The organism is Bradyrhizobium algeriense (genome assembly GCF_036924595.1).
Taxonomy (GTDB): Bacteria; Pseudomonadota; Alphaproteobacteria; order Rhizobiales; family Xanthobacteraceae; genus Bradyrhizobium; species Bradyrhizobium algeriense.
In genome coordinates, this window is the sequence record NZ_JAZHRV010000001.1 from 3,131,654 (window position 1) to 3,156,644 (window position 24,991).

Genomic DNA, 24,991 nt, shown 5'->3' on the forward strand with positions numbered 1-24,991 from the left:
GACGACTGGGGACGCCGAGCTACTTCCCAAAATCCCCGGGCGTCAGCTCAATCGGCGCGCCGTGCGGCGTGCGGTCGGCGGCGTGGTCCCAGGCGTCGCGGTAGCGATGCAGAACATCCGATGTGGTAACGCCCTTGGCGGCGACCAGCGTTTCCAGCGTGGCGAGCCAGTGCCGGTAATAGGTTTCGCCGGTATCTGGATCGCCTTCGGCCTGCGCACGCTTGATTTGTGCGCCCAGCGTCTCCGCCCATTCCTTCCAGGTGAAGACGCCGGCTTCATGCAGCGCCAGCGCCATGGCGAAGGCGCGCGCCTCCCACGGCTCGCGAAACACCGGGCCGTCCTCGTCACGGGGCACGCCGGGGACGGCGACGGCCGCCCGCATCGCCTGTTGCGGGGTCAGATTCATCAAACGCGCTCCAGATAGGATTCCCAGGCGTCGACGGAGACGCTGAGCGTGGGATCTCCGTCTTTGCCCCATAGCTCCGGCCCATCGAAACGCACGGTGTAGAGCCATTGCGGGTCCTCGCCCTTGCCGAGCGAGTTGGTGTCGGGGAAGACGTGGCAGCCATGATTGAGCTCGATAGTGCCGAGATGGCCGCGGACATATTGCGGCAGCCGCGTATGCGTCACCGGGTGGATGTCCTTCATCCGCACGGTCTCGCCGACGGCAAACATCGCGGGCGCTTTCGGTTCGCGTTCGGTCGGGCCGCCGCGGCGGATCGCCGGCGTCACCTCAGTTGGCGCGATCGGCGTGACGCCGGGCTTGGGCGGCGACAGCACCTTGCCGGCTTCGATCTCCTCACGCGTCACCAGCCCGCGCTCGATCATCAGCGTTTCCAGCCCGGCCAGCCAAATCTGAAAATAGCTCTTGCTGAGATAATCCTCAGGCGGCCGGTTCTCGCGCGCAAACCGCGACATGTCGATGTTCCAGCCACCCGGACGCGCCATTGCGACCGTCAGCGCAAAGGCGCGGCGCTCCCAGTCGCCGTGAAACACCGGCTCGTTCGGCTCGGGTACGACCGGGCCAAAACCCTTGGCGCCGCCCATGTCATGTGCGCCGTCCATCAGGCAGTCCCGTCCGGCTGTTTCGGCAGGCCCGTGCCGATCATGCTGTCGCGGGTGACGAGCTCGGCGAGCTGCTCGGCGCTCCAGCCCTCGGTGCCCTCAGGGCGCATCGGCAGCACGAGGTAGCGGATTTCGGCCGTGGAATCCCAGACGCGGATCTTGGTGGCGTCCGGCAGCGTCACGCCGAAATCCTTCAACACGCCGCGCGGGTCGGAGACCGCGCGCGAGCGATAGGGCGCGGATTTGTACCAGACCGGGGGCAATCCCAGAACGGGATGCGGGTAGCAGGAGCACAACGTGCACACGACCATGTTGTGCTGCTCGGGCGTGTTCTCGACCACGACCATGTGCTCGCCCTGGCGGCCGGAATAGTCGAGTTCGGCAATCGCCGCCGTCGCGTCCTTCATCAAGCGGGCGTGGTAGGCCGGATCGGTCCAGGCCTTGGCGACCACGCGAACGCCGTTGCGCGGTCCGATCTTCTTTTCATAGAGATCGATCAGGAGATCGAGGGACGCCGGATCGACATAGCCTTTCTCGGTCAGGATCGATTCCAGCGCGCGCACGCGCAGCTCGGTCTCCGACAACTCGGAGTGGTCGTGATCGTGGTGGTGGCCGTGGTGATCGTGATCATGGTCGCTCATGCCATCAGGATAGTCGCAAAATCCAGGCTATGTCGAGGCAGGGACTCTGCTAGCATTTGCCCATGGGGATCAGGGCAGGGTGCACCAAAATAGCGGCGGCCGTGGCCATTTTGGCCTGGCTTCCGGCCGGAGAGGCGCGGGCGGCGAATGGCGCCTATGCGGTCGATGCCGCCGACATTGGCGAGGCCGGTTCGTGCAAGGTCGAGAGCTGGATGTCGTCGGCCTCTAACACCGATTTTACGGCGGTCGCCAATCCATCCTGCGTGGTCAATGCGTTCAAGCCCGTTGAGTTGAGCATGTTCACCAGCCGCGCGCGCAGCGATGGTGAATGGGGTACCACGATCCAGCCAAAAGCCAAGATGAACATTGCGCCAACTGGCGTCGGCAGGCTTGGCATCTCGTTCTACGCCGGCGGAGGTTTCGATGCGCTGACCGGCGAACACGTCTCAGCCTTTGCTGTGATCCCCGCGACGTTCCGGCTGAACGAGACTATGCGCATCAACGTCAACGGCGGCTGGCTGTGGGACCGCAGCGTCGATCGCCACTATCTGCTCTACGGCATTGGATTCGACTGGAAGTTTACCGACACCTTGCAGTGGACGATCGAAGCGTTCGGCCAGGCCGGGCAGTCCGATATTCCGAGCGCGGTACAGCCGCGGTTTCAAACCGGCGTGCGCTACCGGCCGAACGAGATTTTCTCGGTCGACCTGATCTACGGCCGCAACATCTCGGGTGAGAACGCCAACTGGATCACGCTCGGCACCACGATCCGTTTTCCGGTGCCCGGCGGCAAGCCGGAGCACCATCGCACGGGTCACCTTTAAGACGGCACTCATGCCGGCTGCAGCCTTTCGCGAGATTTCGGAGGCAGCGGCGGGAAGGCGAGCGCAATCGCCATCGCGCCAAGCCCGACGCTGAGCGCGCCGATGTACAGCCCGCGATAGTCATGAAACGTGTCGAAGATCATACCACCGATCCAGGGCCCAAGGGCCATGCCGAGGCTCGACACCATCGTTGCGGCTCCGAACACCGTTCCCATGATCCGGGGACCAAAATATTCGCGCGCGAGCACGGCGTAGAGCGGCATCACGCCGCCATAGGCGGTCCCGAAGACGATCGCGAGCGCATAGAATTCGCCCAGTTTGCTCACGTAGAGATAGGTCCCGATCGCCAGCGCCTGCACCAGCAGCCCGCCGATCAGAACCCGCTTCGCGCCGAACCGGTCGGCGAGGATGCCGAGGAGGAGGCGGCCACCCAGCCCGGACAGGCCTTCGACGCTATAAATGCTGACCGCGGTCATCGCCGGTATGCCGCAGAGCATCGCGTAGCTGACCATGTGGAAGATCGGTCCTGAATGCGCGGCGCAGCAGGCGAAGAAGGTCAGCGCCAGCACCAGGAACTGCGGCGAACGAAGCGCTGCCGCAACGGACAAGCCGGCTCCGGGATCGCCGGCAGCGCCCTTTGCCGCCGCACGTGACGGCGTTGCTTCCGGCGCCTGCCGCACCAACAGCGCCGCCGGGATCAGCAACGCCCATGCCATCAGGCCCACCGTCATCATCGCGGTACGCCAATCGTAGGTCGAGATCAGCCAACGCGCGAACGGCGAGATGGTCATCGGCGCGACGCCCATGCCTGCGGACACCAGCGACACTGCGAGGCTGCGGTTGTTGTCGAACCAAACTGTCGCGGCCGCGATCATCGGCGCGAAGAAAGCGCCCGCGGCAAGGCCGATCAGGATGCCGTAGGTGAGCTGGAATTCGATCAGTGAGGTCGAGCGGCTGGCGAGAAGCAAACCAAGGCCCAGGAGCAGGGCGCCGCTCAAGACGACGGGACGCGTACCAAACCGGTCGTTGACCGCTCCCCAAGCGAAGCCGGCTATTCCCATCGTAAGAAAGTCGATGGTCATCGCGCCCGAGATCCCGGCGCGTGACCAGCCCGTTTCCGCGGACATCGGCTCCAGATACACGGCGAGCGAGAACATTGCGCCAATGCCAACGCACGTCATCAGCGCGCCCACAGCGACGATCACCCAACGATATGACGGTCCCATGCGTAAAATGCTCCTTGTTCGATCCCCTCAACGCGAAGCGGATGCGGTTTTCTCGAACAGGACGAATGGGAACCGGCGAAGGATACTGGTCCGCCAAATTAATTTCTGAGCTAGACTTCGGAAAAATGACGGGCAGGGAGGCAATGCGTTGGCTGATTTTGTGAAGATCGAAAAGGGCCTGGGACCGGATGGCCGCATCGCGGTCGTGCGTTTCGACCGCGGCGACGGCATCAATGCGATGTCGCCGGAGGCGCTGCGCCAGCTCACGGATGCCGCTCGAAGCTTTGAGGATGACGGCGAGACCTCGGTCGTGGTGCTGACCGGCGGCGCCAAATCGTTCAGCGCCGGCTTCGACCTCAAGGACCCCGAAGGCCGGTCTCGCAAGTCCATGGATCTCGGCGCGCTGCGCCGGCACCTGAAACTTGGACCGCGGCTGACGCGGGCCTGGCAGGAGATGGAGCAGATCACGATCGGCGCCATCGAGGGATTTTGCGTCGGCGGCGGCGTCGCGCTCGCGGTCGCTCTGGATTTCCGCGTGATGGCGAGAGACGCCCATATGCGCGTGCCCGAGATCGGGCTTGGCATGAACATGAGCTGGCAGAGCGTGCCGCGCATGCTGCATTTGATGGGACCGGCCCGCACCAAGCAGGCCGTCATCCTGGCCGACCAGCGCATCTCGGCCGCTGACGCCTATGAATGGCGGCTGGTGGAGGAGGTGGCTGAACCCGGCAAGGCGTTTGACGCGGCAATGGCACTCGCCGCCAAGGTGGCCGCCCAGCCGCCGCTGTCGGTCGCCATGACCAAGCTGACCGTCAACCGCCTGGCACATGCGCTCGACGATCTGGCGAGCCACATGGACGTCGACCAGTTTGCGCTGGCGAGCATGAGCGAGGATCACAAGGAAGGCGTCGAGGCGTTTCTCAGCCGTCGCAAACCGCGGTTCAAGGGCAGGTAGCAAGTCTTCACGGCACGCCCGGACGGGCGCCCGTCAGACCCCGGCAATACAATCAACCTCGACGTCAAATGGACCGTGCCAACCGGAAACGAAGATAAAACTACGTGCAGGAGGATCCATTGGAAAATACCGTGCGTATACCGCGTTGATCGTCTGAAAACTCTTGATGACCTTTTCGAGTGACGTTCCGGCCGCTTCCAGACACAATTTCATCTGATCAAGAACGATCTCCGTCTGCCTCTCTATCGACACGCGCTTTATCTCTCCCGTTACCGGGTCATAAGGCGGGTGCTGGGACACATAGATCAGGTCTCCGTGCCGAACGACGGGGGCTACAGGGACGCGGCGCGCCTCGATATAGGTCGACAAGGGCTCCACGCGGAATGTTTGCTTGTTCACGACGACTTCTCCAGCCCGTTGCTACCACCCAGATAGCGCAGCCTATTTCATGGATGCTGACACCGTAGTGTCAGCAGCCGTAGTGTCAGCAGCGTTGGCGATCTCGTCGATCTGTTTGCCCTGACGAGCCTGAAAAAGAAGACCACAATGCGGGACTTGCAAACCAGCCGACGACCCGGGAGATCCAAATATCCGCAATTCGCATAAGGTATATTATGGAATATCTATATCTACAATTAGATCAGATATTTAGGCGGATCTTCTAGCAAACCAGGCCAGCCCGGCGGCTGTACAGACGTTCGTTTGGCCCAAGCAATCCTGCTCCGCCAAAGCCTGTGTTGCCGCCGCGTGCGGACGCTGCAATAAGCGCGCGAGTACGTGGATGACTCGCGACATCGGGTCATTGCAAGAACAATAATTCTCAAGGGAGAACCAGGATGAGTTTTTCACGACGCACGCTTCTCAAGGCATCCGCTGCGTCAGCGGTTTTGGGCGGCATCGGCGCGCCGCTGGTGGCGCGGGCCCAGACTGCCGAATTTACCTACAAATACGCCAATAACCTCCCTGATGGACATCCGCTGAACATCCGGGCCAAGGAGATGGCCGCAGCGATCAAGGCCGAGAGCAATGGCCGGTTCGACCTCCAGATTTTCCCGAACAACCAGCTCGGTTCCGATACCGATATGCTGAGCCAGATCCGCTCGGGCGGCGTCGAGTTTTTCACGCTGTCGGGGCTGATTCTGGCGACGCTGGTGCCGGCGGCGTCGATCAGCGGCATCGGCTTTGCGTTCCCGGACTACGACACGGTCTGGAAGGCCATGGACGGCGGCCTGGGCGCCCATATCCGTGGCGAGATCACCAAGGCGAACCTCATGGTGATGGACAAGATCTGGGACAACGGCTTCCGCCAGACCACGTCGTCGACCAAGCCGATCAACGGCCCGGATGACCTCAAGGGCTTCAAGATCCGCGTGCCGGTCTCGCCGCTCTGGACCTCCATGTTCAAGGCGTTCGATGCGGCGCCCGCCTCGATCAATTTCAGCGAGGTCTATTCGGCGCTGCAGACCAGGATCGTCGAGGGCCAGGAAAATCCGCTGGCGATCATCTCGACGGCGAAGCTGTATGAAGTCCAGAAGTTCTGTTCGCTGACCAACCATATGTGGGACGGCTTCTGGTTCCTGGCGAACCGCCGTGCCTGGGAAAAGCTGCCGGAGGACATCAGGACCATCGTCGCCAAGAACATCAACGCGGCGGCCATGAAGGAGCGCGAGGACGTCGCCAAGCTGAACGCCGGGCTGCAACAGGAACTGGCCGGCAAGGGCCTGACCTTCAACCAGCCCAACGTGACGCCGTTCCGCGACAAGCTGCGCTCCGCCGGCTTCTACGCGGAATGGAAAGGTAAATACGGCGACCAGGCCTGGGAGCTGCTCGAAAAGTCCGTGGGCAAGCTGTCCTAAGCATCTGAAGGCCATCATGGCTCATGCCGACATGACTGAAGTGGTTGGCGGCGAGGTGGCTCAGTCCCCTCGCCGCCGCTCATTGGTGGCGTCGATCGAACACGCCTTGGGAATGCTGGTCGAAATCCCGGCGGCGCTTCTGGTCGTCGCCGAGATCGTGATCCTGTTTGCCGGTGTGGTGGCGCGTTATGCGCTGCACCGGCCGCTGATCTGGTCGGACGAACTGGCGTCGATCCTGTTCCTGTGGCTCGCCATGCTGGGCGCCGCGGTCGCGTTCCGCCGCGCCGAGCACATGCGGATGACCGCGGTGGTCGCCATCGCGAGGCCCGCCATGCGCGGCTATCTCGATTTGGTGGCGACCGTAGCCGCACTGGCGTTTCTGGTTCTGATTGCCTGGCCGGCTTACGAATACGCCTACGAGGAAAGCTACATCACCACGCCTGCGCTGCAGATCAGCAATATCTGGCGTGCTGCGGCGCTGCCGGTCGGTATCGCGCTGATGGCGCTGTTTGCCTTCCTGCGGCTGGCCCGGTCGGGCAATGGACGGACCATGCTGGCTGCGATCCTGTCGGTCGCGCTTGTCATCGCGGTATTTTGGCTGCTCAGGGGCTCGCTGAAGCCGCTCGGCAATCTCAATCTGATCATCTTCTTTGTCGGCGTCGCCGGCTTCTGCGTGTTTGCAGGTGTACCAATTGCGTTCGGGTTCGGGCTTGCGACCTACGGCTATCTGGCGCTGACCACGGGCACGCCGCTGATGGTGTTGGTCGGCCGCATGGACGAAGGCATGAGCCACCTCATCCTGCTGTCGGTGCCCCTGTTCGTCTTCTTGGGCCTCCTGATCGAGATGACCGGCATGGCGCGCGCCATGGTGGCGTTCCTGGCGAGCCTGCTGGGCCATGTCCGCGGCGGGCTGCATTACGTGCTGGTCGGGGCGATGTATCTGGTGTCAGGCATTTCGGGCTCCAAGGCTGCCGACATGGCCGCCGTGGCGCCGGTGCTGTTTCCGGAAATGAAGGCGCGGGGCGCCAAGCCGGGCGATCTGGTCGCCCTCCTCTCCGCCACCGGCGCGCAGACCGAAACCATCCCGCCGAGCCTGGTGCTGATCACCATTGGCTCGGTCACCGGCGTCTCGATCGCAGCGCTGTTCACCGGTGGCCTGTTGCCGGGTCTGGTGCTGGCGATCACGCTGTCGGCGCTGGTGTGGTGGCGCTACCGGAACGAGGATCTGCGCCATGTCACGCGGGCGACCGGCGGCGAGATCGCCCGCGCGTTTGCCATCGCCCTGCCCGCCATCGCGCTGCCATTCGTGATCCGCTACGCGGTGGTCGAAGGCATCGCGACCGCGACCGAGGTTTCCACCATTGGCATCGTCTATGCCTTCATCGTCGGCTACCTGATTTACGGCCTCTTGATCTACCGCAATTTCGACTGGCGGCGGATCATGCCAATGCTGGTCGAGACCGCGTGCCTGTCGGGCGCGATCTTGCTGATTATTGGCTGCGCCACCGGCATGGCGTGGGGCCTCACACAGTCCGGCTTTTCGCGGACGCTGGCGGCCGCCATGACCGGCCTGCCCGGTGGTTCGGCGACGTTCATCGCGGTGTCGATCGCGGCCTTCGTGATCCTGGGGAGCGTGCTCGAGGGTATTCCGGCGATCGTGCTGTTCGGGCCGTTGCTGTTTCCGATCGCCCGCGCCGTGGGCGTCCACGAGGTGCACTACGCGATGATCGTAATTCTCGCGATGGGTATCGGGCTATTCGCTCCGCCGTTCGGAGTGGGCTATTATGCCGCCTGCGCCATCGGACGCGTCGATCCGGCCGAGGGTATCCGGCCGATCTGGGGTTACCTGTTGGCGCTGATGGTCGGCCTGATTATCGTGGCGATCTTCCCGTGGATTTCCATCGGGTTCTTGTAAAGAGAAACGACATAGGTGGGAAAAGCCGATGAGCACAGCCCAGAACCAGTACTCAATCGGATTGGACAAGACGCCGGCGAACTATGTGCCGCTGACCCCGCTCAGTTTTCTAGCCCGCAGCGCCGCTGTCTATCCGGATCACCTCAGCACGGTCTATGAAGGCCGCAGCTTCACTTGGGCGGAGACCTATGCGCGGTGCCGGCGCTTTGCGTCCTGGCTCGCCGGCCGTGGCATCGGCCACGGCGATACGGTGGCGGTGATGCTGCCGAACATTCCGGCCATGAACGAGGTGCACTTTGCGGTTCCGATGGCGGGCGCCGTCTTGAATGCGCTGAACATCCGGCTCGATGCGCCCTCGATCGCATTCCAGCTCGACCATGGCGGCGCCAAAATCATTCTGGTCGACCCGGAATTCTCCAACGTGATCGCGGAAGCGCTGACGCTGATGACCGGGCCAAAGCCCTTCGTGATCGATGTCGATGATGCGGCGTTTGCGAGCGGCAAGCGGATCGGTGAACTCGAATACGAGGCGGCGGTCGCGGCGGGCGATCCGGCTTTCGTCGCAAAGCTGCCGGCCGACGAATGGGACGCGATCGCGCTCAGCTATACTTCGGGCACCACGGGCAATCCGAAGGGCGTCGTGACCCATCACCGCGGCGCGTATCTCAACGCCGTCAGCAATATCCTTGCCGGTAATCTCGGCCAGCACCCGGTGTATCTGTGGACGCTGCCGATGTTCCACTGCAACGGCTGGTGCTTTCCGTGGACGGTCGCGGCTTCGGCCGGCATCAACGTCTGCCTGCGCAAGGTCGATCCGGCAAAAATCTTTGAGCTGATCCCGAAGCACGGCGTCACCCACATGTGCGGTGCGCCGATCGTCTACAACACGCTGATCAACGCGCCCGGCGCGCCGAAGGGCAAGGCCGCGCGCCCCGTGATCGGATTGATCGCAGGCGCCGCACCGCCGGTGGCGGTGCTCGAAGGCGCCGAAAGCATCGGCATCAAGCTGACGCATGTCTACGGCCTGACCGAGGTCTATGGCCCCGCCTCCGTTTGTGCCGAGCAGCCGGGCTGGGACGAGTTGCCGGCCGATCAGCGCGCCCAGATGAAGCGCCGGCAGGGCGTGCCCTACCCGCTGGAGGAAGCCGTCACCGTGCTCGATCCTGTGACCATGCAGGAAGTGCCGCGCGATGGCGAAACCATCGGCGAGGTGATGTTCCGCGGCAATATCGTGATGAAGGGTTATCTGAAGAACGAGAAGGCAACGCAAGAAGCCTTCGCCGGCGGCTGGTTTCACACCGGCGACCTCGGCGTGCTCGACGAGCACGGCTACGTCATCATCAAGGACCGCTCCAAGGACATCATCATTTCAGGCGGCGAGAACATCTCCTCCGTGGAGGTGGAGGATATCCTCTACAAGCATCCGGCCGTGCTGTTTGCGGCGGTGGTCGCAAAGCCCGATCCCAAATGGGGCGAGGTGCCCTGCGCCTTCGTCGAGCTAAAGGAAGGCGCCAAGGCGACGGAGGCCGAGATCATCGCCTTCTGCCGCAGCCACATGTCCGGCTTCAAGACGCCTAAGGCGGTCGTGTTCGGAGTTATCCCGAAGACGTCTACAGGCAAGATCCAAAAATTCATGCTGCGAAACCAGGTGGATTCGGCGAAGGCGATTTCGGCCTGACCGTCAGTGCGAGCGAGGCGTGACCGGGGGGTAATATTGCGGCGCCTCGGCGCGTTCATACATTCCGTAGTCGCGCATGACCTCGAAAATGCGGAAATATTCGGTTGTCGGATCGGCAAACAGGCGGGGGCCGAATTCGATGCCGGCGCGATCGTCCGGTAGATCGACGAGGTGCGCAAAATGCCCCTCACGATAGACGCTCACGAAAGCGTCACGGCGCCATCCGGTCTCCACCGGCAGCGTGGCACGCTTCGATTCCGAGGCGAGGATATAGGTCGGCTGGCGCCGTGCCGGATCATTATAGGGCGTGCGCCGTTCGGGCTGCCAGACCGGCTGTCCGGGCCTTGCCTCGTGAATGACCTGGGCGACGCGGATGCGATAGTCGGAAAAGACCTTCTCGCGGCCGATGGTCTGGACATCATGATGGTAGGCATGGACCCGCCAGGCCGTCAGTGCCCCCTCGTCCTGCCAGATCTGGTAGGACAGCAGCAGGTTCTCACGCGTCAAACTCCTGAAGCGATCGATGAAGAGGCAGCCACCCATCGCCTCGAGCTCAGGCTTCAGCGCGGCCGCGAGATCGAGGTATTGATCGCGGTGCCCGGGCCTTGTCTGGACTTCAAAGAACAAGCCAATCATTGACGTTACTCCGCGTTCTGCGATCGAATTGCGACGCAGGCTCAGCCTGCGCCGTCCAGCGTCAGCCGCAGCCCGTCATAGGCCGGGATCACGCCGGCTGGCAGGCTCTGGCGCAGCACCTCGTAATCGAGATCGGAATGCATGTTGGTGATCACGGCGCGCTTGGGCTTGAAGCGCTCGATCCATGAAAGCGCGTCATTGACGCTGAAATGGCTGGGATGGCCGGCATAACGCAGCCCGTCCACGATCCAGAGGTCGAGGTTTTCCAGCGCCGGCCAACTCTCCTCGGGAATGTCGTGGAGGTCAGGCGTGTAGGCTGCGGCGCCGATGCGGAAGCCCAGCGCGGGAATCCTGCCGTGGTGAACCAGGAAGGCGGAAAGCTTCACCGGCCCGCCCTTCCCTTCGGTCTCATGATTCTCGCCCGCTTCGATCGAATGGCGCGTCAGGATCGGCGGATAGTCGCTGCCCTCGGGTGCGATGAAGCAATAGGAGAACCGCGCCATCATGTCTTTCGCGGTCGATTGGTTGAAGTAGACCGGAATGCGCCGGCGCTGATGCAGCACGACCGAGCGCAGATCGTCGATGCCGTGGGTCTGGTCGGCGTGCTCATGGGTCAGGTACACGGCGTCGATGTGATCGACCTCGGCATCGATCAACTGCTCGCGCAGGTCGGGCGAAGTGTCGATCACGATCCGCGTGGTGCCGTGCGTACCCGTGCGCTCGACCAGAAGCGAGCAGCGGCGGCGGCGGTTTTTTGGATTGTTGGGATCGCAGGCGCCCCAGCCGAGCGCCGGACGTGGCACGCCCGCCGAGGAGCCGCAGCCGAGAATCGTCAGCGTCACCGTCATGCGGCTGCCTTCAGTGCCGGCACTTTTGAAAATAGCCGGAAGAAATTTTCGGTGGTCTGCCGCGATATCTCTTCCAGGGAGACACCACGCGTCTCTGCCAGTACTTTTGCGACCTCGACCACGTAGGACGGCTCGTTGCGCTTGCCGCGAAACTTGCCGGGTGCCAGATAGGGCGAGTCGGTTTCGACCATGATGCGGTCGGCCGGGAGTTCGGCGGCGAGTTCGCGCAACGCTTCGGACTTCTTGAACGTCAGGATGCCCGTGAACGAGATCGAGAGGCCCAGACTGATCGCCTTCATCGCCAGCGCCCGCCCGCCGGTGTAGCAATGCAGCACCGCACGGAACGCTCCCTTTGCCACCTCGTCTTCGAGAATGCGGCCGCAGTCCTCGTCAGCTTCGCGGGTATGGATCACCAGCGGCAGGCCGGTGGCGCGGGCGGCTGCGATATGCGCGCGAAAGCCGCGCTCCTGCGCTTCGCGGGAGCCGTGCTCATAGAAATAATCGAGCCCCGCCTCGCCCAGCGCCACGACCTTCGGATGCTTGGTCAGTTCGATCAGTTCACTCGCGGGAATGCCGTCTTCCTCATCAGCCTGATGCGGGTGGGTGCCGACCGAGCAATAGACGTTGGGAAACCGCTCGGCGATGGCGAGCAGCCCGCCGAGCCGCTTCACCCGGGTCGAGATGGTGACGATGCGGCCGATTCCGGCGGTCTCGGCGCGCGCGACGATGGCGTCGAGATCCTCGGCAAAATCCGGAAAGTCGAGATGGCAATGGCTATCGACGAGCATGGTTTGCAAACGGCTCAATCCACCTTTGGTTCAACGTAGCGCGGAAACACGCCGACCGGCGGCGGCAGGGTTGCGCCGGGCTTGATCCGCGTGCTGAGCGCTGCGAAGTCCCGCGCATCCTGGGGGATGCCGAGACTGTCGAGCAGCTTGCCCGAGGCATCCGGCATCACCGGCTGGGTCAGGATGGCGACCTGCCGCACGACTTCCGCCGTCACGTACAATACGGTTTTCTGTCTGTCAGGATCGGTCTTGGCCAGCGCCCACGGCGCCTCGCCCGCGAAATAGCGATTGGCTTCCGCGACCACGGACCACACCGCGTTCAGCCATTGATGGATCTGTTGGGTCGCCATCGCGGTCCGCGACGCCGCCAGCATGGCGTCTGCCTCCGCCAGGATCTCCCTGTCATTATCGGTGAACTCGCCGGGCTCCGGCAGCACGCCGCCGAGCTGCTTGGCGATCATCGACAGCGAACGCTGCGCCAGATTGCCGAGATCGTTGGCGAGGTCGGCATTGATGCGCGCGACGATGGCTTCGTGGTTGTAGTTGCCGTCCTGGCCGAACGGCACCTCGCGCAGGAAGAAATAGCGCATCTGGTCGACGCCATATTGATCGGCCAGATTGAAGGGATCGACGACGTTGCCGACCGACTTCGACATCTTCTCGCCCCTGCTGAACAGGAAGCCGTGGGCATAGACCCGCTTCTGCACGGGAATGCCAGCCGACATCAGGAATGCCGGCCAGTACACCGCGTGGAAGCGGATGATGTCCTTGCCGATGACGTGCACGTCTGCCGGCCAGTAGCGCCAGTTCGGATCGCTCTCGTCGGGAAAGCCGACGCCGGTGATGTAGTTGGTCAGCGCATCGACCCAGACATACATCACGTGCTCGGGGTCGTTGGGCACCTTGACGCCCCAGTCGAACGTCGTGCGCGAGATCGAGAGATCCTTCAGGCCGCCCTTCACGAAGCTGATGACTTCGTTGCGGCGCGAATCCGGTCCGATGAAATCGGGCTGGTTCTCGTAGAGTGCCAGCAGCCGGTCCTGATAGGCCGACAGCTTGAAGAAGTAGCTCTTCTCCTCGACCCATTCGACGGGCGAGCCCTGCGGGCCGCGGCGCACATTGTCCTCACCGAGGACGGTTTCCTCCTCGGCGTAATAGGCTTCGTCGCGCACCGAATACCAGCCGGCATAGGTGTCGATGTATATGTCGCCGTTCTGCTGCATCCGGTTCCAGACCACCTGGACCGAACGATGATGGTCGGGCTCCGTGGTGCGGATGAAGCGGTCGAACGACACGTTCAGACGCTCGTCCATCTCCTTGAACCGGCCCGCATTTCGCGCAGCAAGATCAGCGACGCTCATGCCTTCGCTCTCGGCGGTTTGCACCATCTTCAGGCCGTGCTCGTCGGTGCCCGTGAGAAAAAATACGTCCTTGCCGTTGAGCCGCTGAAACCGCGCCAGCGCATCGGTCGCGATCGCCTCGTAGGCGTGGCCGATATGCGGAATGCCGTTGGGATAGGCGATCGCAGTGGTGATGAAGTAAGTATTGCGCTCGGCAGCCACCGCCAGCTGGGCCGCGGCAGCCGGCTTCACGCGCGGCGTGGTTGGCTTTGCACGTTTAGCTACGGGGGCTGCCTGTACGGCAGGAGCTGCCTCTTGCGATGTTACCGCGCGCGTCTTCGTCGTTTTGTTCGCGGATTTCTTCGCTGATTTCTTGGCAGGCTTCTTGGCAGCTTTCTTCGCAGCCTTTTTGGGTGACTTTTTCGCGACTTTGCTGGCAGTCTTCTTCGACGCCTTGCCGGCCTTCACGACGCGCGTGCGTTTGGTCGCACCCTTCTTGGCGGCGCGCTTCTTCGCCGCCTTCTTGCTGGCGGACGCGGGCGGCGACTTGCGGACCTTCTTCGCCTTGCGCTTTTTCGAAGCTTTCTTTCCAGCCTTCGCCACCACGAATTCCTCTATCTGTCAAAAATTGTCGGGATTGTTATCAGGCGGAGCGTTATCGGGTTGCTTCCGCGAGCATCCCGAACACCGAGAAAACCAGCGGTTTTCGTTCCAGGTTGTAGGATTCGGTGTCGCGCGCGGCGCGGACGATCTTTTCCCATACCTCAGCCAGCCGTGCAAGGCGGGGCAGATTCGCGTTGGCGTCGTCAGTGCGCAGCTTTTCGCCGATCCAGCGATCGATGCCGTCGATGAAAGCCGCCAGCGCCACCCGATCGCTGGTGCCCAGCGCATCGCCCAGCGCATGCAGCTCGCGCGGATCGACCTGCGGCAGCGTCGCCAGCAGCGCCGCGGTCCGCTGTTGCAGCTTCAGCGCATCGCCGCCGAGCAGCGTCAGCGCGCGCGACACACTGCCCTCCGCGGCATCGGCAGCCTCCGATAGCGCCGGATCATCGGGTGCGATGTTAGCGGCCCGCGACGCCGCGCGAATGACGTCGTCGGTCGCGAGCGGCCGCAGCGGCAGCTTGCGGCAACGGGACAGGATCGTCGGCAGCGCCCGCGCCGGCGAATGGCTGACGAGCAGGAACAGCGATCGTTGCGGCGGTTCTTCGAGGATCTTGAGCAGCGCGTTGGCGGCGTTCGGATTGAGCTCGTCGACGGTGTCGACGATGCAGACCCGCCAGCCATCCACCGCCGCGGTCGAGCCGAAGAACGAAATCGTCTCCCGCGTCTCGTCGACGGTGATCACGGTCCGCATCACGCCGCGATCGTTGAGGCCGCGTTCCAGCACCAATAGCCCGCCATGTGCGCCGGCCGTGATCTGGCGCGCGACAGGATCATCCGGATCCAGCGCCAGCGTCTCGGCGCGTTGTACCGAAGGCGCCATGGGCTTGGAATTCGCGAGCACGAAGCGGGCCATGCGATAGGCCAACGTTGCCTTGCCGATTCCCTGTGGGCCGCCGATCAGCCAGGCATGCGGAATGCGTCCGCTGCGATAGGCATTGAGCAATGCCATCTCCGCCTCGCGGTGGCCGAACAGATCGGCCGTTTGGCGGGGATGCCTGGCCGCCGTTTCCTGCTCGGTCTTGCGTGCGCTCATGCCGTCCCCGCCGGGCTCGGGACCGAGAACACACGATCGCGCAGCGCCGTCCAGACGCGCCCTGCGACAGTGTCTGCATCGGCATCGGCGTCGATCAGCACGCAGCGCTGCGGGTCTTCGGCCGCGATCTGCCGATAGGCGTCGCGCAGCTCCTGATGAAACTGCAGATCTTCCGCCTCGAAACGATCCGGCACGCCGCTGCCGCGCCGAGCCGCGGCCCGCTGCAGGCCGACTTCCACGGGAATGTCCAGAATGATGGTCAGGTCCGGCTTGAGATCGCCGATGGTGACGCGCTGCATGGCGTTGAGCACGATGGGCGAGACCTGCCCCAGACTACCCTGGTAGGCGCGGGTCGAATCCGAGAAGCGATCGCACAGCACCCATGATTCCCTGTCCGAGCGCGGGCTGGATGACGGTGCGAACGTGATCGTCACGGGCGGCAGCAAACAATAACGTCTCCGCCTCCGGTCCAAGCAGCTTGCCCATGCCCGACAGCACGAGATGCCGCATGATTTCCGCGCCCGGCGAGCCACCCGGCTCGCGGGTGACGATGACGCGCAGCTTCCCCGCCCCAAGACGCTCGGCGAGCTTCTTGATCTGCGTGGACTTGCCAGAGCCCTCGCCGCCTTCAAACGTAATGAACTTCCCGCGTCCGGAAGGCCGCTGCAGCGTTGCCTGGGTCATGCTCAGAGCTTCTCTGCGCTCGCGCGGAACATGCCGATGACGAGCTCGCTGGCGCCGTCGATCGCGCGGCGCATGGTCGAGCCGGTGCCGATCGCCTCCGCGGCATAGACCGGCGTCTCCACGGCGATGTTCTGGCCTCGCCATACCTTGACGACGCCGACCGGCTGGCCAGCCTGCACCGGCGCCCGAACCGGACCGTTGTAGACAATGCGCGCGATCAGTTTCTCACTGCCGTTCTTCGGCACCATCACCTTGATCGGCTCGGGGCTTGCTAGCTTCACCGAGCGGCTTTCGCCGCCAAACACCTTGGCATAGCCGACCTGCTGGTTGGCCGCGAACAGCGTGCGCGTCTCGAAATTGCGAAAGCCCCATTCCAGCATCTTCTTGGCTTCGGAGGCGCGATCGTCGGGATCCTCCATGCCGTTGACCACGACGATCAGCCGCGTGTCGTTCTGAACCGCAGAGCCGACCATCCCATAGCCGCCTTCCTTGGTGTAGCCGGTCTTCAGCCCATCAGCGCCATTGAGCGAGTTCAGAAGCGGATTGCGGTTCTGCTGCCGGATCTTGTTCCAGGTGAACTCCCGCTCGCCGAACAATTTGTACATGTCGGGATAGGTCAGGATCAGGTGACGCGCCAGTTTGCCCAGTTCCCGAACGGTCATCTTGTTGGCCGGATCGGGCAGCCCGCTGGAATTTCCGAATGTCGACTTCGTCATGCCAAGCTCGCGGGCGCGCTTGGTCAAGAAGTCGGCGGCGAAGATCCGCTCGTTGCCGGCCATGCCTTCGGCTAGCGCAATGCAGGAATCATTGCCGCTCTGGATGATCGCGCCCTTCAACAGGTCGTCCACCGACACCTTGCTGTTGAGGATGGCAAACATCGTCGAGCCGCCCGCCGGTGCCCCACCCTTGCGCCAGGCGTTCTCGCTGATCCGGTATTCATCAGTGGGTTTGACGTCGCCTTTCTTGATGGCGTTGAAAACCACCTCGGCGGTCATCAGCTTCATCATGCTGGATGGCGCCCGCAACTCGTCGGCGTTCTTCTCGAACAGCACGCTGCCGCTCGAGGCCTCGATCAGGATCGCGGTCGGCGCGTCGCCGTCAAAGCCGCCGTCTTCCTTCTTCGGTGCGCCCTGCACGCTATTGTTGGCGGCATACACGATCCCGCCCCAACCGACCGCAAGCGCTACGACGGCGGCCATCAGGCCGCGCCACGGGATGATGGCCGCGGCGTCGGATTTGCGGGAAACGGAAGTCTCTGCTGCCATCGGCGATGTCCTGAATCCCTGCGTTCTAACAGTTGGAAGTATCGCAAACAACACAGGTTTTAGACTTGCCTTTCGGACTTGCCGCCGTGTCGATCGGATTGCGGCACCGAACGAAGGAACGTATCGTGGCGAAGCTGCCATTTCCCGACAAGATACGAAAAACAGGGCGGAAACACGATGCCATCCTCACGCACCATTTCCGCCAACGGGCTGGACTTCTTTGTTGTCGAGCAGGGCCAGGGTCCGCTGGTGCTGCTCTGCCATGGCTGGCCCGAATTGTCCTATTCCTGGCGGCACCAGATCGGAGCGATCGCCGAAGCCGGTTTCCATGTCGTCGCCCCCGATATGCGCGGGTTCGGCCGGACCAGCGCGCCCGCCGAAATCGGCGCCTACACCATCTTCCACAATGTCGGCGACATGGTCGCGCTGGTGGCAGCGCTTGGCGAAAAGCAGGCCGTCATCGTCGGCCACGACTGGGGTGCGCCGGTCGCCTGGCACGCGGCGCTGTTCCGGCCCGATGTCTTCACCAAGGTCGCGGGCCTCAGCGTTCCGCCGCCCTCCCGAGGACGCGGCCTGCCGCTCGAGACCCTGCGGAACAACGGGATTACCAATTTCTACTGGCAGTATTTTCAGCCTCCCGGCGTTGCCGAGGCCGAGTTCGAGCGCGATGTCGCGGCAACAATGCGAATCGTGCTGGCCGGGCGCGGGTTCTCCGATCCGGCGGCCCATCAATTTGTTCAGGAGGGCAAGGGCTTCCTCGCCGACGCCGATCCGAATCGGCCGTTGCCGAATTGGCTGACCGAGGCCGACCTCGCCTATTTCGCAGCCGTCTACAAGAACTCGGGCTTTCGCGGCGGGCTCAACTGGTATCGCAACATCGACCGCAATTGGGAACTGACGGCGCCATGGCAGGGCGCGCAAATCCACCAGCCCTCCCTTTTCATCGCGGGATCGAAGGATGGCGTCATCACCGGGCTGATCGGCGCCAAGCAGGTCAAGGAGATAGAGCACGTGCTGCCGAACTTGCGGCAGAAGCTCATTCTCGATGGGGCCGGTCACTGGATTCAGCAGGAGCGCCCCGACGAGGTCAACGCCGCCCTGATCGACTTCCTGAAGGGATAAGTTCTCTGTTTGACGCGTTTTTTTGACGCGAACCGAGCGCCACCCCGGATCGAGTCCGGGGCAGACTTTCGCTTGAGAAACGCTATCTAGACTAGTACAGCCCGCGCCCGCTCAGCACTTCGCTCGGCCCCCGCGGATCGACCGGCAGGTAAGCCTGGCGCGGCGCCGTATAGCTGGCGTCATTCTCGTAGGACACGGCGCGCGGATTTTCCGCGGCACGGCCACGCGGGCGGCTGGAGGCCGACATTTCCGAAGTCGCGTTGACCGAGGCGTAATCGGCCGAGGTATTGCCGAGGCTATAGGGCCGCCCCTCTGGCATCGGAACCTCGCCCCGGATTCGGCCCGCAGACGACGATATCTCGGGCACAAACGGACGGGCCGAAGCGACCCGGACCGTGGACGGAGACGGCGCCGGCTCGCCGGTGCGGAGCGTCGCCAGCAGCTGGCGGTCGTCGGAACCCTCCAGCGGTGCCCGGCCGACATATTCGACCCGCACACGAGCGACGCCATTTGCTTTGAATTCAAGCAGTTCCGCGGCCTTGTTCGAGACGTCGATGAGCCGGTTGCCGTGGTAGGGGCCGCGGTCGTTGACCCGCACGATCAGCGATTTGCCGTTCCGGGTGTTGGTGACGCGGGCGTAGCTCGGGATCGGCAGGGTCGGATGAGCCGCCGTCAGCGAGGTCATGTCGAAGACTTCGCCATTGGCGGTCAGCCGGCCGTGGAAGTCATCGCCATACCAGGAAGCCATTCCCTCGGCGCGATAGTTCGGATCCTCTTCCGGCACGTAGATCCGGCCTGCGACAGTGTAGGGCTTGCCAATGCGGTAGGTTCCCCCACCCTTCGGCACGGGCTCCCCTAACGCCACCACGCGAGGGCTCGAGGAGACGCCATATTTGGGATCGATGCGGCTCGCGAATTTGTCGGACGAGGCGCAATTGGCAAGCAGAAGGCACGTTGCCACGGCAACGGCACCACGCGCCGCCAGGACGATCGTTTTTGGCCGTCGAATCCCCATCGCCCCAATTACCATTTTCAGCGGCCGACTGCCTACGTTGAAGCGTTGCGGCCTTAACCCCACGATGCGGCCCACCTCCGCATCACGTTGTGAAGATATCGCAACCGGAACACGGCGGAAATGGGGTCTGCTCCCGCGTGGTGAATGAATGGTTGCTTTGCGTATCCGTTGATCTACGGGCATAGCGCCTCGATTCACCGTGTATGCGTCCTTCGTCGCATCCGTCCTGTGCCCCATTCAGACAATCTGTTGCAGTAAATCATCACTCACGACCGATCTGCGATTCCAGCCTGTGAATCTTTTTGACTGTGCAACGGTGGAGTCGTTCTGTGGATTGCAGGGGCGCGAAGGATTTGTGCGATGATCGAGACGGTTACAGCGGTGATGGGTTTGGTGAGCGCGGGCATTTTCCTTGCACACGCATTTGAAGGCTATCGTTCCAGAGCTTGAGATTTGAACGCCTGGCGGTTCGGGGGGACCGCGCGGCTTCGGACAGATGGCTCGGTAGAGATTCAGAAAGCTTTAATAAATTCGGACGAGCATCTGAGTGGTAGGTGTATCATGCGCAGCCACGACATTGTCTCCAACGGATTTCTTGCCCTGACGACGGCCAGCTTCGTGCTCCTGTGCTCAAGCCTGCTGGCAGTGGTGTTCGGCTAAACAAGCGACCGCTCCAATTGCGGCGACGGTGCTGGGATGATTGACGCCCTCATTGCGGATTTCTTCCAAAATGGCGGGATCGGTGCACATCGGGGCCACGTTCGCATTGCGTTCGAGCCAGCCCTAAGCTAAGCGACTGAAATTCCTGAGCTGGAAGGGTGGCCGAGTGGTTTAAGGCACCGGTCTTGAAAACCGGCGTGCCCGCAAGGGTACCGTGGGTTCGAATCCCACCCCTTCCGCCATAAGCCGCCGATTACCCTCTATCGTCCGATATTGCCGCCGATCACCGCACTCCACCAAGCAGCATGGTGAACCGCCGTTTCTACGCTATAGCCCGATATCTCTTGACCGGTCCCCAAGCTGGTTCAACGCAACAAAGGCAGCTTACGATCTCAAAGCAGATTATCGGTCGTCTCGGTGGTAGGCTTAGTCTTTTTGCTGACCGCCGATATTGAGCCAGCCAGTTTTCCGAAGAATGATCTCTGCCAGTTCCGCAGGTCTTTTGCCGTCCGTAGGTAGAACGATAATGCTTTCGGCATCTTCGCTTGCCATGCGTCTTGCTTGCCGAAGCGAGCGCTGTGCCTGTTCGTCTGCCCCAGAACCGATCTCGCGCTGCGCAAGTCGTGCCAACAGCGTAGGCTCGGCAGCCAACATACGGACTACCGTAATCCGCGCTTCGGGTGTGGCAGAAAGTATCCATCGCTTGTCAAAATTCAGGTGCATCATGACTCCTGACATGATCAGGCGCGTATGCCCCAAGGCTTTGTATGTCGACCAGATCGCAGCCAGGTTGATGCTGCTGACGTCAATCGTGCCGGGCTGAATTCTATCAAGCTCGTTTGTATTGGGGCGCGGGAACACCCTATCGAGTTCATCGGTCTCGATAACTGCATGAGCGACTTGAGCCGCGGCGAGTTGGGCACTCACTTCCCAGCTCAGCGTCGATTTACCTACCCCGGCGGGCCCAGTAATCAGCAACAGTTGCATGCCACCTCGGCTTCCAATTCGATCTCAGGGCCTCTGGTGCACCGGGCGGCTTGGCAAGCCCAGCGCATTTGAACGTCCGCTTTTGAGGCCCACACTCGGTAGGGCCGTCAAGCGAATATATTCCGCTTGGCGGCTTTGTTCTTGAGGACCGCCGGTGCGCTACACGTGGATGAAGGTGAGTTACTTGACCGCCATCGTGCTTGCGATGGCCGGTTGGATGTTCCTCATCGTTTGGGTCGTGAGCCGGCTATTTTGATTGGCCGCAGCAGAAACGCCACGAACAGCAGAGGCGGGCCCCAAATCGCCAGCAAAACGACACCAACGACTTCCGCGACGTCCATGCGCATCCCCGATGTCATGACCGACTCGTACGGAGAGTGCGCGAATTGTGAAAGTCTGCCAAGCATTCACCATTGTGCAATGCAAACGCGACCGCCCCTCACCCTCTCGTTTTGGTGGCATCCGGCCCTGCTGGACGGGAATAGTTCGGATGAGCAGGCTCGTCATCGGCAATCGCGCGCCAGCCGGCACCTTTCTAATCAACCAGTTTAGCCGGCAGGCCCACTGCGGATCGATCGGTTCAAAGCGTCAGTTTGACGTTGCAGATGTCATGTTCGACCGGATCCGACTTCACCTCGAAGCCAAGGCTGCGGCACATCGCGAGCATGACCGTGTTCTCGGCCAGCACGTCACCGGAGATGGCTTTCAACCCTTCGGATTTTGCATATTCGATGATCATCTGCATCAGGGTCCAGCCGAGTCCCCTGCCCTTGAGGTCCGACCGCAACAGGATCGCATATTCGCCGCTCTCATAGATCGAGTCCGAATGGATCCTGACCACGCCGACCAGCTTGTTGGTCGCCTCGTCGATCGCGACAAAGGCCATTGCCCGGGCATAATCGAGCTGGGTCAGGCGGGCGATGAATTCATGGGAAAACTCCTTCATCGGCGCGAAGAACCGTAGCCGCAAGTCCTGCATCGTGACGTGCTTCAACATCTCGTGGATCAGCGGCTCGTCCTCGGGCCGGATCGGACGAACGAACACGCGCCAGCCGTCCTTGACCTCGATGTGACGCTGCCATTGCGAGGGATAGGGCCGTACGGCGAAGTTCGCCGGGCCCGAGCCGCGAAACTTTCGTTCCACGCGGCCGATCACGACGCGGGCGTCGACGGCGAGCACGCCGGCTTCATCGGCCAGCAGCGGGTTGATATCGAGCCCGCGGATTTCGGGAATGTCGGCGGCCATCTGCGCCAGCTTGACCAGAACCGTCGCGACGGCGTCCGGCTTCACCGCCGGCACGTCGCGATAGGCGCAGAGCAGCCGCGAGACGCGGGTACGCTCGATCAGGCTGCGCGCCAGTTGCAGGTCGAGCGGCGGCAGCGCCAGCGCCTTGTCGTTGATGATCTCGACCGCCGTGCCGCCGCGGCCGAACACGACGACGGTGCCGAAGGTCGGATCGTCGGCGAGGCCGAGAATCAGTTCGCGCGCCTTCGCCCGCACCACCATCGCCTGCACCATCACGCCCGAAATCCGCGCCTCCGGCCGCAAGGATCTTGCGCGCGCGAGAATCTCGGCGGTCGCCTTGCGCACCGCGTCGGCGCTGGTGAGGTTGAGCACGACGCCGCCGACATCGGATTTATGCACGATGTCGCGCGACATGATCTTGAGCACGACGGTCGAGCCCTGTGCGAAGATTGCGTTCGCATGCGCGACCGCCTCTTCGGCATTGGCGGCGGCAAACGTCGGCACGACGGCGATCTCGTAGGCGTCGAGCAGCCGCTTGACCTCGATCGGATCGAGCCAGGAGCGGCCGTCAGCCAGCGCCGCGGCAACGATCTGCCGCGCCGCATTGATATCGGGCGCAAATTCGCTCGGCATGGCGGGCGGAACCTGAGCCAGAGCCTCCACCACCTCGCGATGGCGCACCAGATGCATGAAGCCGAGGACGGCGTCGCCACCGGTTTGATAGTTCGGAATTCCCGCTCCGCTCAGCAAGTCGCTGATCGACTGGTCCGCTCCGACCCAGACCGCCAGCACGGGCTTCGGGGACATGCGGCGCTCGGCGCGATATTTCCCGACCACACCGATCACGGCCGCTGCAATGTCATCGGCACGGGCGATCGCCGTCTGGACATTCATCACCAGCACGGCGTCGTTGCTCGCGTCGGCCAGCAACACTTCGAGCGCCGCGGCATAGCGCGCGGGATCGGAATCGCCGACGATATCGACCGGGTTCGATTTCGACCATGTCGGGGGCAATACCGCATCGAGCTTGTCGCGGGTCGCAGGCGAGATGTCGGCGGGAGCGCCGCCGAGTTCGACCAGCCGGTCAATCGCCAATACGCCGATGCCGCCGCCATTGGTCAGGATCGCAAGCCGCTTTCCGGGCGGCGATTTGAGCCGCCCGAGCGTCTCGGCGCAGTCGAACAATTCGCGCAAGTCCGATACGCGCAGGATGCCGGCGCGCTGAAAGGCTGCGTCGTAGACAGCGTCTGCCCCGGCCAGCGCGCCGGTATGGGTTGCAGCCGCCCGCGCGCCCTGCGCCATCCGGCCAGACTTGACCACCACGACGGGCTTTATTCTCGCGGCGGCCCGCGCCGCCGACATGAACTTGCGGGCATCCTTGATCGCCTCGATGTAAAGCAGGATGGCATGGGTTCTTTCATCGAGCGCGAAGTAATCTAACAGATCGGCGATATCGACATCGAGCTGGTCGCCGATCGACACGATTCCGGAGAAGCCAACGGCCCGCTGTGCCGCCCAGTCGACCATGCCGGCTGCAATGGCGCCGGACTGCGAGATCAGCGCCAGATTTCCCGCGGCCGGCATATGCGCGGAAAAGCTCGCATTGAGACTGACGCAAGGCATCATGATGCCCAGGCAATTCGGTCCGATCAGCCGCATGCCGTATTTTTGCGCGGCGCGCTCCGCTGCATCCGCCAGCGAACCCGGACCGTGACCGAGTCCGGCACTAACAATGACGGCGCCGGCCGTACCGCGGCGGCCCGCCTCATCGATCAGGCCTGCGATGGCGCGAGCCGGCGCGGTCAGGACAACGAGCTCCGGCGCAAAAGCCACTCTTGCGATGCTGCCGACGGTCGCGACTCCGTCGATCTCGTGATAGCGCGGATTGACGAGGCCGAATTCGCCCTTGAATTGAGCTTTGCGAATATTGTTGAGAATGGCGCGGCCGACCGAGCCATGGCGCGGACTGGCCCCGACCAGCGCGACGGAATGCGGCGAAAGCAGATTCTTCAGGCGATAGGTGGACATCGGGCCTTGCTATCCGGCAGGTCGTGGACACCTGTGAACCGATATCCCACGCAATGTGTTCCCAGCGACAAGATAACGCGGCACGATCTCGGCCCGATGACAACCCCTTGTCCGAAACGGGGGCGATCAGTTCAATGGAAGGCCATTGATCAGTTTCGACGTGGTCGCGATCATCCGTTCACTATGCTTGAACAGCCGCTCGGCGTCGCGGCGGAAGAAGTCAAGTTGATGCTCGCCGCATTGCTGGTACATCGTCCTTACGTCCCTGACGGAATGTGCACCTGCCATTTTCGTGACGAACTCGTTGAAGATCTGCATTTCTATGCGCGTCCTCTCCAGCATCTCGTCACCGAAAAATACCAACTCCTCTAACATCATCTTTTGCGCGCCAAGCATGAACTCCAACGCACTCTGGTTCAACTTGGTGGCTTCCGCCTCCGCATTTTCGCCCGGCTGACAGGAACCGGAAGCGGCCCGCTCAGACAGCTGTGCCATGACAATCTCCGATGTGCGGAT

The 24,991-nt window shown here is 62.8% G+C and carries 21 protein-coding genes, 1 tRNA gene and 1 pseudogene; 7 read left to right on the forward strand and 16 right to left on the reverse strand.

Features of this window, described 5'->3' with window-relative positions; translation table 11 throughout:
• Positions 1 to 19: 19 nt before the first annotated feature.
• Genes V1286_RS15470 through nthA form a run of 3 tightly spaced genes read right to left on the reverse strand, consistent with a single transcriptional unit; the run spans position 20 to position 1,706 of the window.
• Positions 20 to 406, reverse strand: coding sequence for a nitrile hydratase accessory protein (locus V1286_RS15470; protein ID WP_334480749.1), 387 nt, complete (start codon positions 404 to 406; stop codon positions 20 to 22).
• Positions 406 to 1,065, reverse strand: a complete 660-nt coding sequence (gene nthB, locus V1286_RS15475) for a nitrile hydratase subunit beta (protein ID WP_334480751.1) — start codon at positions 1,063 to 1,065, stop codon at positions 406 to 408. The genes V1286_RS15470 and nthB overlap by 1 nt, the downstream gene beginning before the upstream one ends.
• On the reverse strand, positions 1,065 to 1,706 hold the full coding sequence (gene nthA, locus V1286_RS15480) for a nitrile hydratase subunit alpha (protein ID WP_334480753.1): 642 nt from the start codon (positions 1,704 to 1,706) through the stop codon (positions 1,065 to 1,067). The genes nthB and nthA overlap by 1 nt, the downstream gene beginning before the upstream one ends.
• A 62-nt stretch (positions 1,707 to 1,768) precedes the next feature.
• Here nthA and V1286_RS15485 point away from each other — a divergent pair, with 62 nt between their 5' ends.
• Positions 1,769 to 2,530, forward strand: a complete 762-nt coding sequence (locus V1286_RS15485) for a hypothetical protein (protein ID WP_334480755.1) — start codon at positions 1,769 to 1,771, stop codon at positions 2,528 to 2,530.
• Between the two features lie 8 nt (positions 2,531 to 2,538).
• Here the strand turns inward: V1286_RS15485 and V1286_RS15490 are convergent, their stop codons facing one another.
• Positions 2,539 to 3,756, reverse strand: coding sequence for an MFS transporter (locus tag V1286_RS15490; protein ID WP_334480756.1), 1,218 nt, complete (start codon positions 3,754 to 3,756; stop codon positions 2,539 to 2,541).
• 148 nt (positions 3,757 to 3,904) lie between these two features.
• Between V1286_RS15490 and V1286_RS15495 the strand changes: the two genes are divergently transcribed.
• The gene (locus V1286_RS15495; RefSeq protein WP_334480757.1) at positions 3,905 to 4,711 is read left to right on the forward strand and encodes an enoyl-CoA hydratase/isomerase family protein; all 807 of its coding nucleotides are present in this window, start codon (positions 3,905 to 3,907) and stop codon (positions 4,709 to 4,711) included.
• Between the two features lie 33 nt (positions 4,712 to 4,744).
• Here V1286_RS15495 and V1286_RS15500 read toward each other — a convergent pair whose 3' ends face one another.
• Positions 4,745 to 5,110: a RidA family protein gene (locus V1286_RS15500; RefSeq protein WP_334480758.1), complete on the reverse strand. Its 366-nt coding sequence runs from the start codon at positions 5,108 to 5,110 to the stop codon at positions 4,745 to 4,747.
• 437 nt (positions 5,111 to 5,547) lie between these two features.
• On the opposite strand from V1286_RS15500, the gene V1286_RS15505 reads away from it, so the two are divergent.
• Genes V1286_RS15505 through V1286_RS15515 form a run of 3 tightly spaced genes read left to right on the forward strand, consistent with a single transcriptional unit; the run spans position 5,548 to position 10,160 of the window.
• Entirely contained in the window at positions 5,548 to 6,567 is a 1,020-nt protein-coding gene (locus V1286_RS15505; protein WP_334480759.1) for a TRAP transporter substrate-binding protein, read from the forward strand.
• A 16-nt stretch (positions 6,568 to 6,583) separates the two neighbouring features.
• Entirely contained in the window at positions 6,584 to 8,482 is a 1,899-nt protein-coding gene (locus V1286_RS15510; protein WP_334480761.1) for a TRAP transporter large permease, read from the forward strand.
• Between the two features lie 28 nt (positions 8,483 to 8,510).
• Entirely contained in the window at positions 8,511 to 10,160 is a 1,650-nt protein-coding gene (locus V1286_RS15515; protein ID WP_334480763.1) for an acyl-CoA synthetase, read from the forward strand.
• Between the two features lie 3 nt (positions 10,161 to 10,163).
• Here the strand turns inward: V1286_RS15515 and V1286_RS15520 are convergent, their stop codons facing one another.
• The 7 genes and pseudogenes from V1286_RS15520 to V1286_RS15550 all read right to left on the reverse strand — a co-directional run bounded on the left by V1286_RS15520 (position 10,164) and on the right by V1286_RS15550 (position 17,417).
• Positions 10,164 to 10,796 carry an antibiotic biosynthesis monooxygenase family protein gene (locus tag V1286_RS15520; protein ID WP_334480765.1) on the reverse strand — a complete coding sequence of 211 codons (633 nt, stop codon included), beginning with the start codon at positions 10,794 to 10,796 and terminating at the stop codon, positions 10,164 to 10,166.
• Between the two features lie 41 nt (positions 10,797 to 10,837).
• Positions 10,838 to 11,644, reverse strand: coding sequence for an MBL fold metallo-hydrolase (locus V1286_RS15525; RefSeq protein ID WP_334480766.1), 807 nt, complete (start codon positions 11,642 to 11,644; stop codon positions 10,838 to 10,840).
• Positions 11,641 to 12,432, reverse strand: a complete 792-nt coding sequence (locus V1286_RS15530) for a TatD family hydrolase (protein WP_334480767.1) — start codon at positions 12,430 to 12,432, stop codon at positions 11,641 to 11,643. Before V1286_RS15530 ends, V1286_RS15525 begins: the two co-directional genes overlap by 4 nt.
• Positions 12,433 to 12,446: 14 nt before the next feature.
• Positions 12,447 to 14,375, reverse strand: coding sequence for a methionine--tRNA ligase (gene metG / locus V1286_RS15535; RefSeq protein WP_334480769.1), 1,929 nt, complete (start codon positions 14,373 to 14,375; stop codon positions 12,447 to 12,449).
• A gap of 52 nt (positions 14,376 to 14,427) precedes the next feature.
• Entirely contained in the window at positions 14,428 to 15,468 is a 1,041-nt protein-coding gene (locus tag V1286_RS15540; protein WP_334480771.1) for a DNA polymerase III subunit delta', read from the reverse strand.
• Positions 15,465 to 16,152, reverse strand: a pseudogene (gene tmk, locus V1286_RS15545) (dTMP kinase). The gene V1286_RS15540 and the pseudogene tmk overlap by 4 nt, the downstream one beginning before the upstream one ends.
• Positions 16,153 to 16,154: 2 nt before the next feature.
• Entirely contained in the window at positions 16,155 to 17,417 is a 1,263-nt protein-coding gene (locus V1286_RS15550) for a D-alanyl-D-alanine carboxypeptidase family protein (RefSeq protein WP_108519371.1), read from the reverse strand.
• Positions 17,418 to 17,594: 177 nt separating this feature from the next.
• Here V1286_RS15550 and V1286_RS15555 point away from each other — a divergent pair, with 177 nt between their 5' ends.
• Entirely contained in the window at positions 17,595 to 18,539 is a 945-nt protein-coding gene (locus V1286_RS15555) for an alpha/beta fold hydrolase (protein ID WP_334480773.1), read from the forward strand.
• Positions 18,540 to 18,630: 91 nt separating this feature from the next.
• Here the strand turns inward: V1286_RS15555 and V1286_RS15560 are convergent, their stop codons facing one another.
• Positions 18,631 to 19,554, reverse strand: coding sequence for a septal ring lytic transglycosylase RlpA family protein (locus V1286_RS15560; RefSeq protein ID WP_334480775.1), 924 nt, complete (start codon positions 19,552 to 19,554; stop codon positions 18,631 to 18,633).
• Between the two features lie 812 nt (positions 19,555 to 20,366).
• Between V1286_RS15560 and V1286_RS15565 the strand changes: the two genes are divergently transcribed.
• Positions 20,367 to 20,456: transfer RNA gene (locus V1286_RS15565), tRNA-Ser, on the forward strand.
• Positions 20,457 to 20,640: 184 nt separating this feature from the next.
• Here the strand turns inward: V1286_RS15565 and V1286_RS15570 are convergent.
• The 3 genes from V1286_RS15570 to V1286_RS15580 form a co-directional block, all read right to left on the reverse strand.
• A complete protein-coding gene (locus V1286_RS15570; RefSeq protein ID WP_334480776.1) occupies positions 20,641 to 21,201 on the reverse strand; it encodes an ATP-binding protein in 561 nt (186 codons plus the stop codon).
• A gap of 580 nt (positions 21,202 to 21,781) precedes the next feature.
• Positions 21,782 to 24,475, reverse strand: a complete 2,694-nt coding sequence (locus tag V1286_RS15575) for a bifunctional acetate--CoA ligase family protein/GNAT family N-acetyltransferase (RefSeq protein WP_334480778.1) — start codon at positions 24,473 to 24,475, stop codon at positions 21,782 to 21,784.
• 126 nt (positions 24,476 to 24,601) lie between these two features.
• Positions 24,602 to 24,970 carry a hypothetical protein gene (locus V1286_RS15580; RefSeq protein ID WP_334480780.1) on the reverse strand — a complete coding sequence of 123 codons (369 nt, stop codon included), beginning with the start codon at positions 24,968 to 24,970 and terminating at the stop codon, positions 24,602 to 24,604.
• Positions 24,971 to 24,991: the final 21 nt, after the last annotated feature.

Coding starts and splice junctions, on each gene's coding strand:
- V1286_RS15470 (WP_334480749.1), bottom strand. CDS start 406: ATGAATCTGACCCCGCAACAGGCGATGCGGGCGGCCGTCGCCGTCCCC.
- nthB (WP_334480751.1), bottom strand. CDS start 1,065: ATGGACGGCGCACATGACATGGGCGGCGCCAAGGGTTTTGGCCCGGTC.
- nthA (WP_334480753.1), bottom strand. CDS start 1,706: ATGAGCGACCATGATCACGATCACCACGGCCACCACCACGATCACGAC.
- V1286_RS15485 (WP_334480755.1), top strand. CDS start 1,769: ATGGGGATCAGGGCAGGGTGCACCAAAATAGCGGCGGCCGTGGCCATT.
- V1286_RS15490 (WP_334480756.1), bottom strand. CDS start 3,756: ATGGGACCGTCATATCGTTGGGTGATCGTCGCTGTGGGCGCGCTGATG.
- V1286_RS15505 (WP_334480759.1), top strand. CDS start 5,548: ATGAGTTTTTCACGACGCACGCTTCTCAAGGCATCCGCTGCGTCAGCG.
- V1286_RS15510 (WP_334480761.1), top strand. CDS start 6,584: ATGGCTCATGCCGACATGACTGAAGTGGTTGGCGGCGAGGTGGCTCAG.
- V1286_RS15515 (WP_334480763.1), top strand. CDS start 8,511: ATGAGCACAGCCCAGAACCAGTACTCAATCGGATTGGACAAGACGCCG.
- V1286_RS15520 (WP_334480765.1), bottom strand. CDS start 10,796: ATGATTGGCTTGTTCTTTGAAGTCCAGACAAGGCCCGGGCACCGCGAT.
- V1286_RS15525 (WP_334480766.1), bottom strand. CDS start 11,644: ATGACGGTGACGCTGACGATTCTCGGCTGCGGCTCCTCGGCGGGCGTG.
- V1286_RS15530 (WP_334480767.1), bottom strand. CDS start 12,432: ATGCTCGTCGATAGCCATTGCCATCTCGACTTTCCGGATTTTGCCGAG.
- V1286_RS15540 (WP_334480771.1), bottom strand. CDS start 15,468: ATGAGCGCACGCAAGACCGAGCAGGAAACGGCGGCCAGGCATCCCCGC.
- V1286_RS15550 (WP_108519371.1), bottom strand. CDS start 17,417: ATGGCAGCAGAGACTTCCGTTTCCCGCAAATCCGACGCCGCGGCCATC.
- V1286_RS15555 (WP_334480773.1), top strand. CDS start 17,595: ATGCCATCCTCACGCACCATTTCCGCCAACGGGCTGGACTTCTTTGTT.
- V1286_RS15560 (WP_334480775.1), bottom strand. CDS start 19,554: ATGGGGATTCGACGGCCAAAAACGATCGTCCTGGCGGCGCGTGGTGCC.
- V1286_RS15570 (WP_334480776.1), bottom strand. CDS start 21,201: ATGCAACTGTTGCTGATTACTGGGCCCGCCGGGGTAGGTAAATCGACG.
- V1286_RS15575 (WP_334480778.1), bottom strand. CDS start 24,475: ATGTCCACCTATCGCCTGAAGAATCTGCTTTCGCCGCATTCCGTCGCG.
- V1286_RS15580 (WP_334480780.1), bottom strand. CDS start 24,970: ATGGCACAGCTGTCTGAGCGGGCCGCTTCCGGTTCCTGTCAGCCGGGC.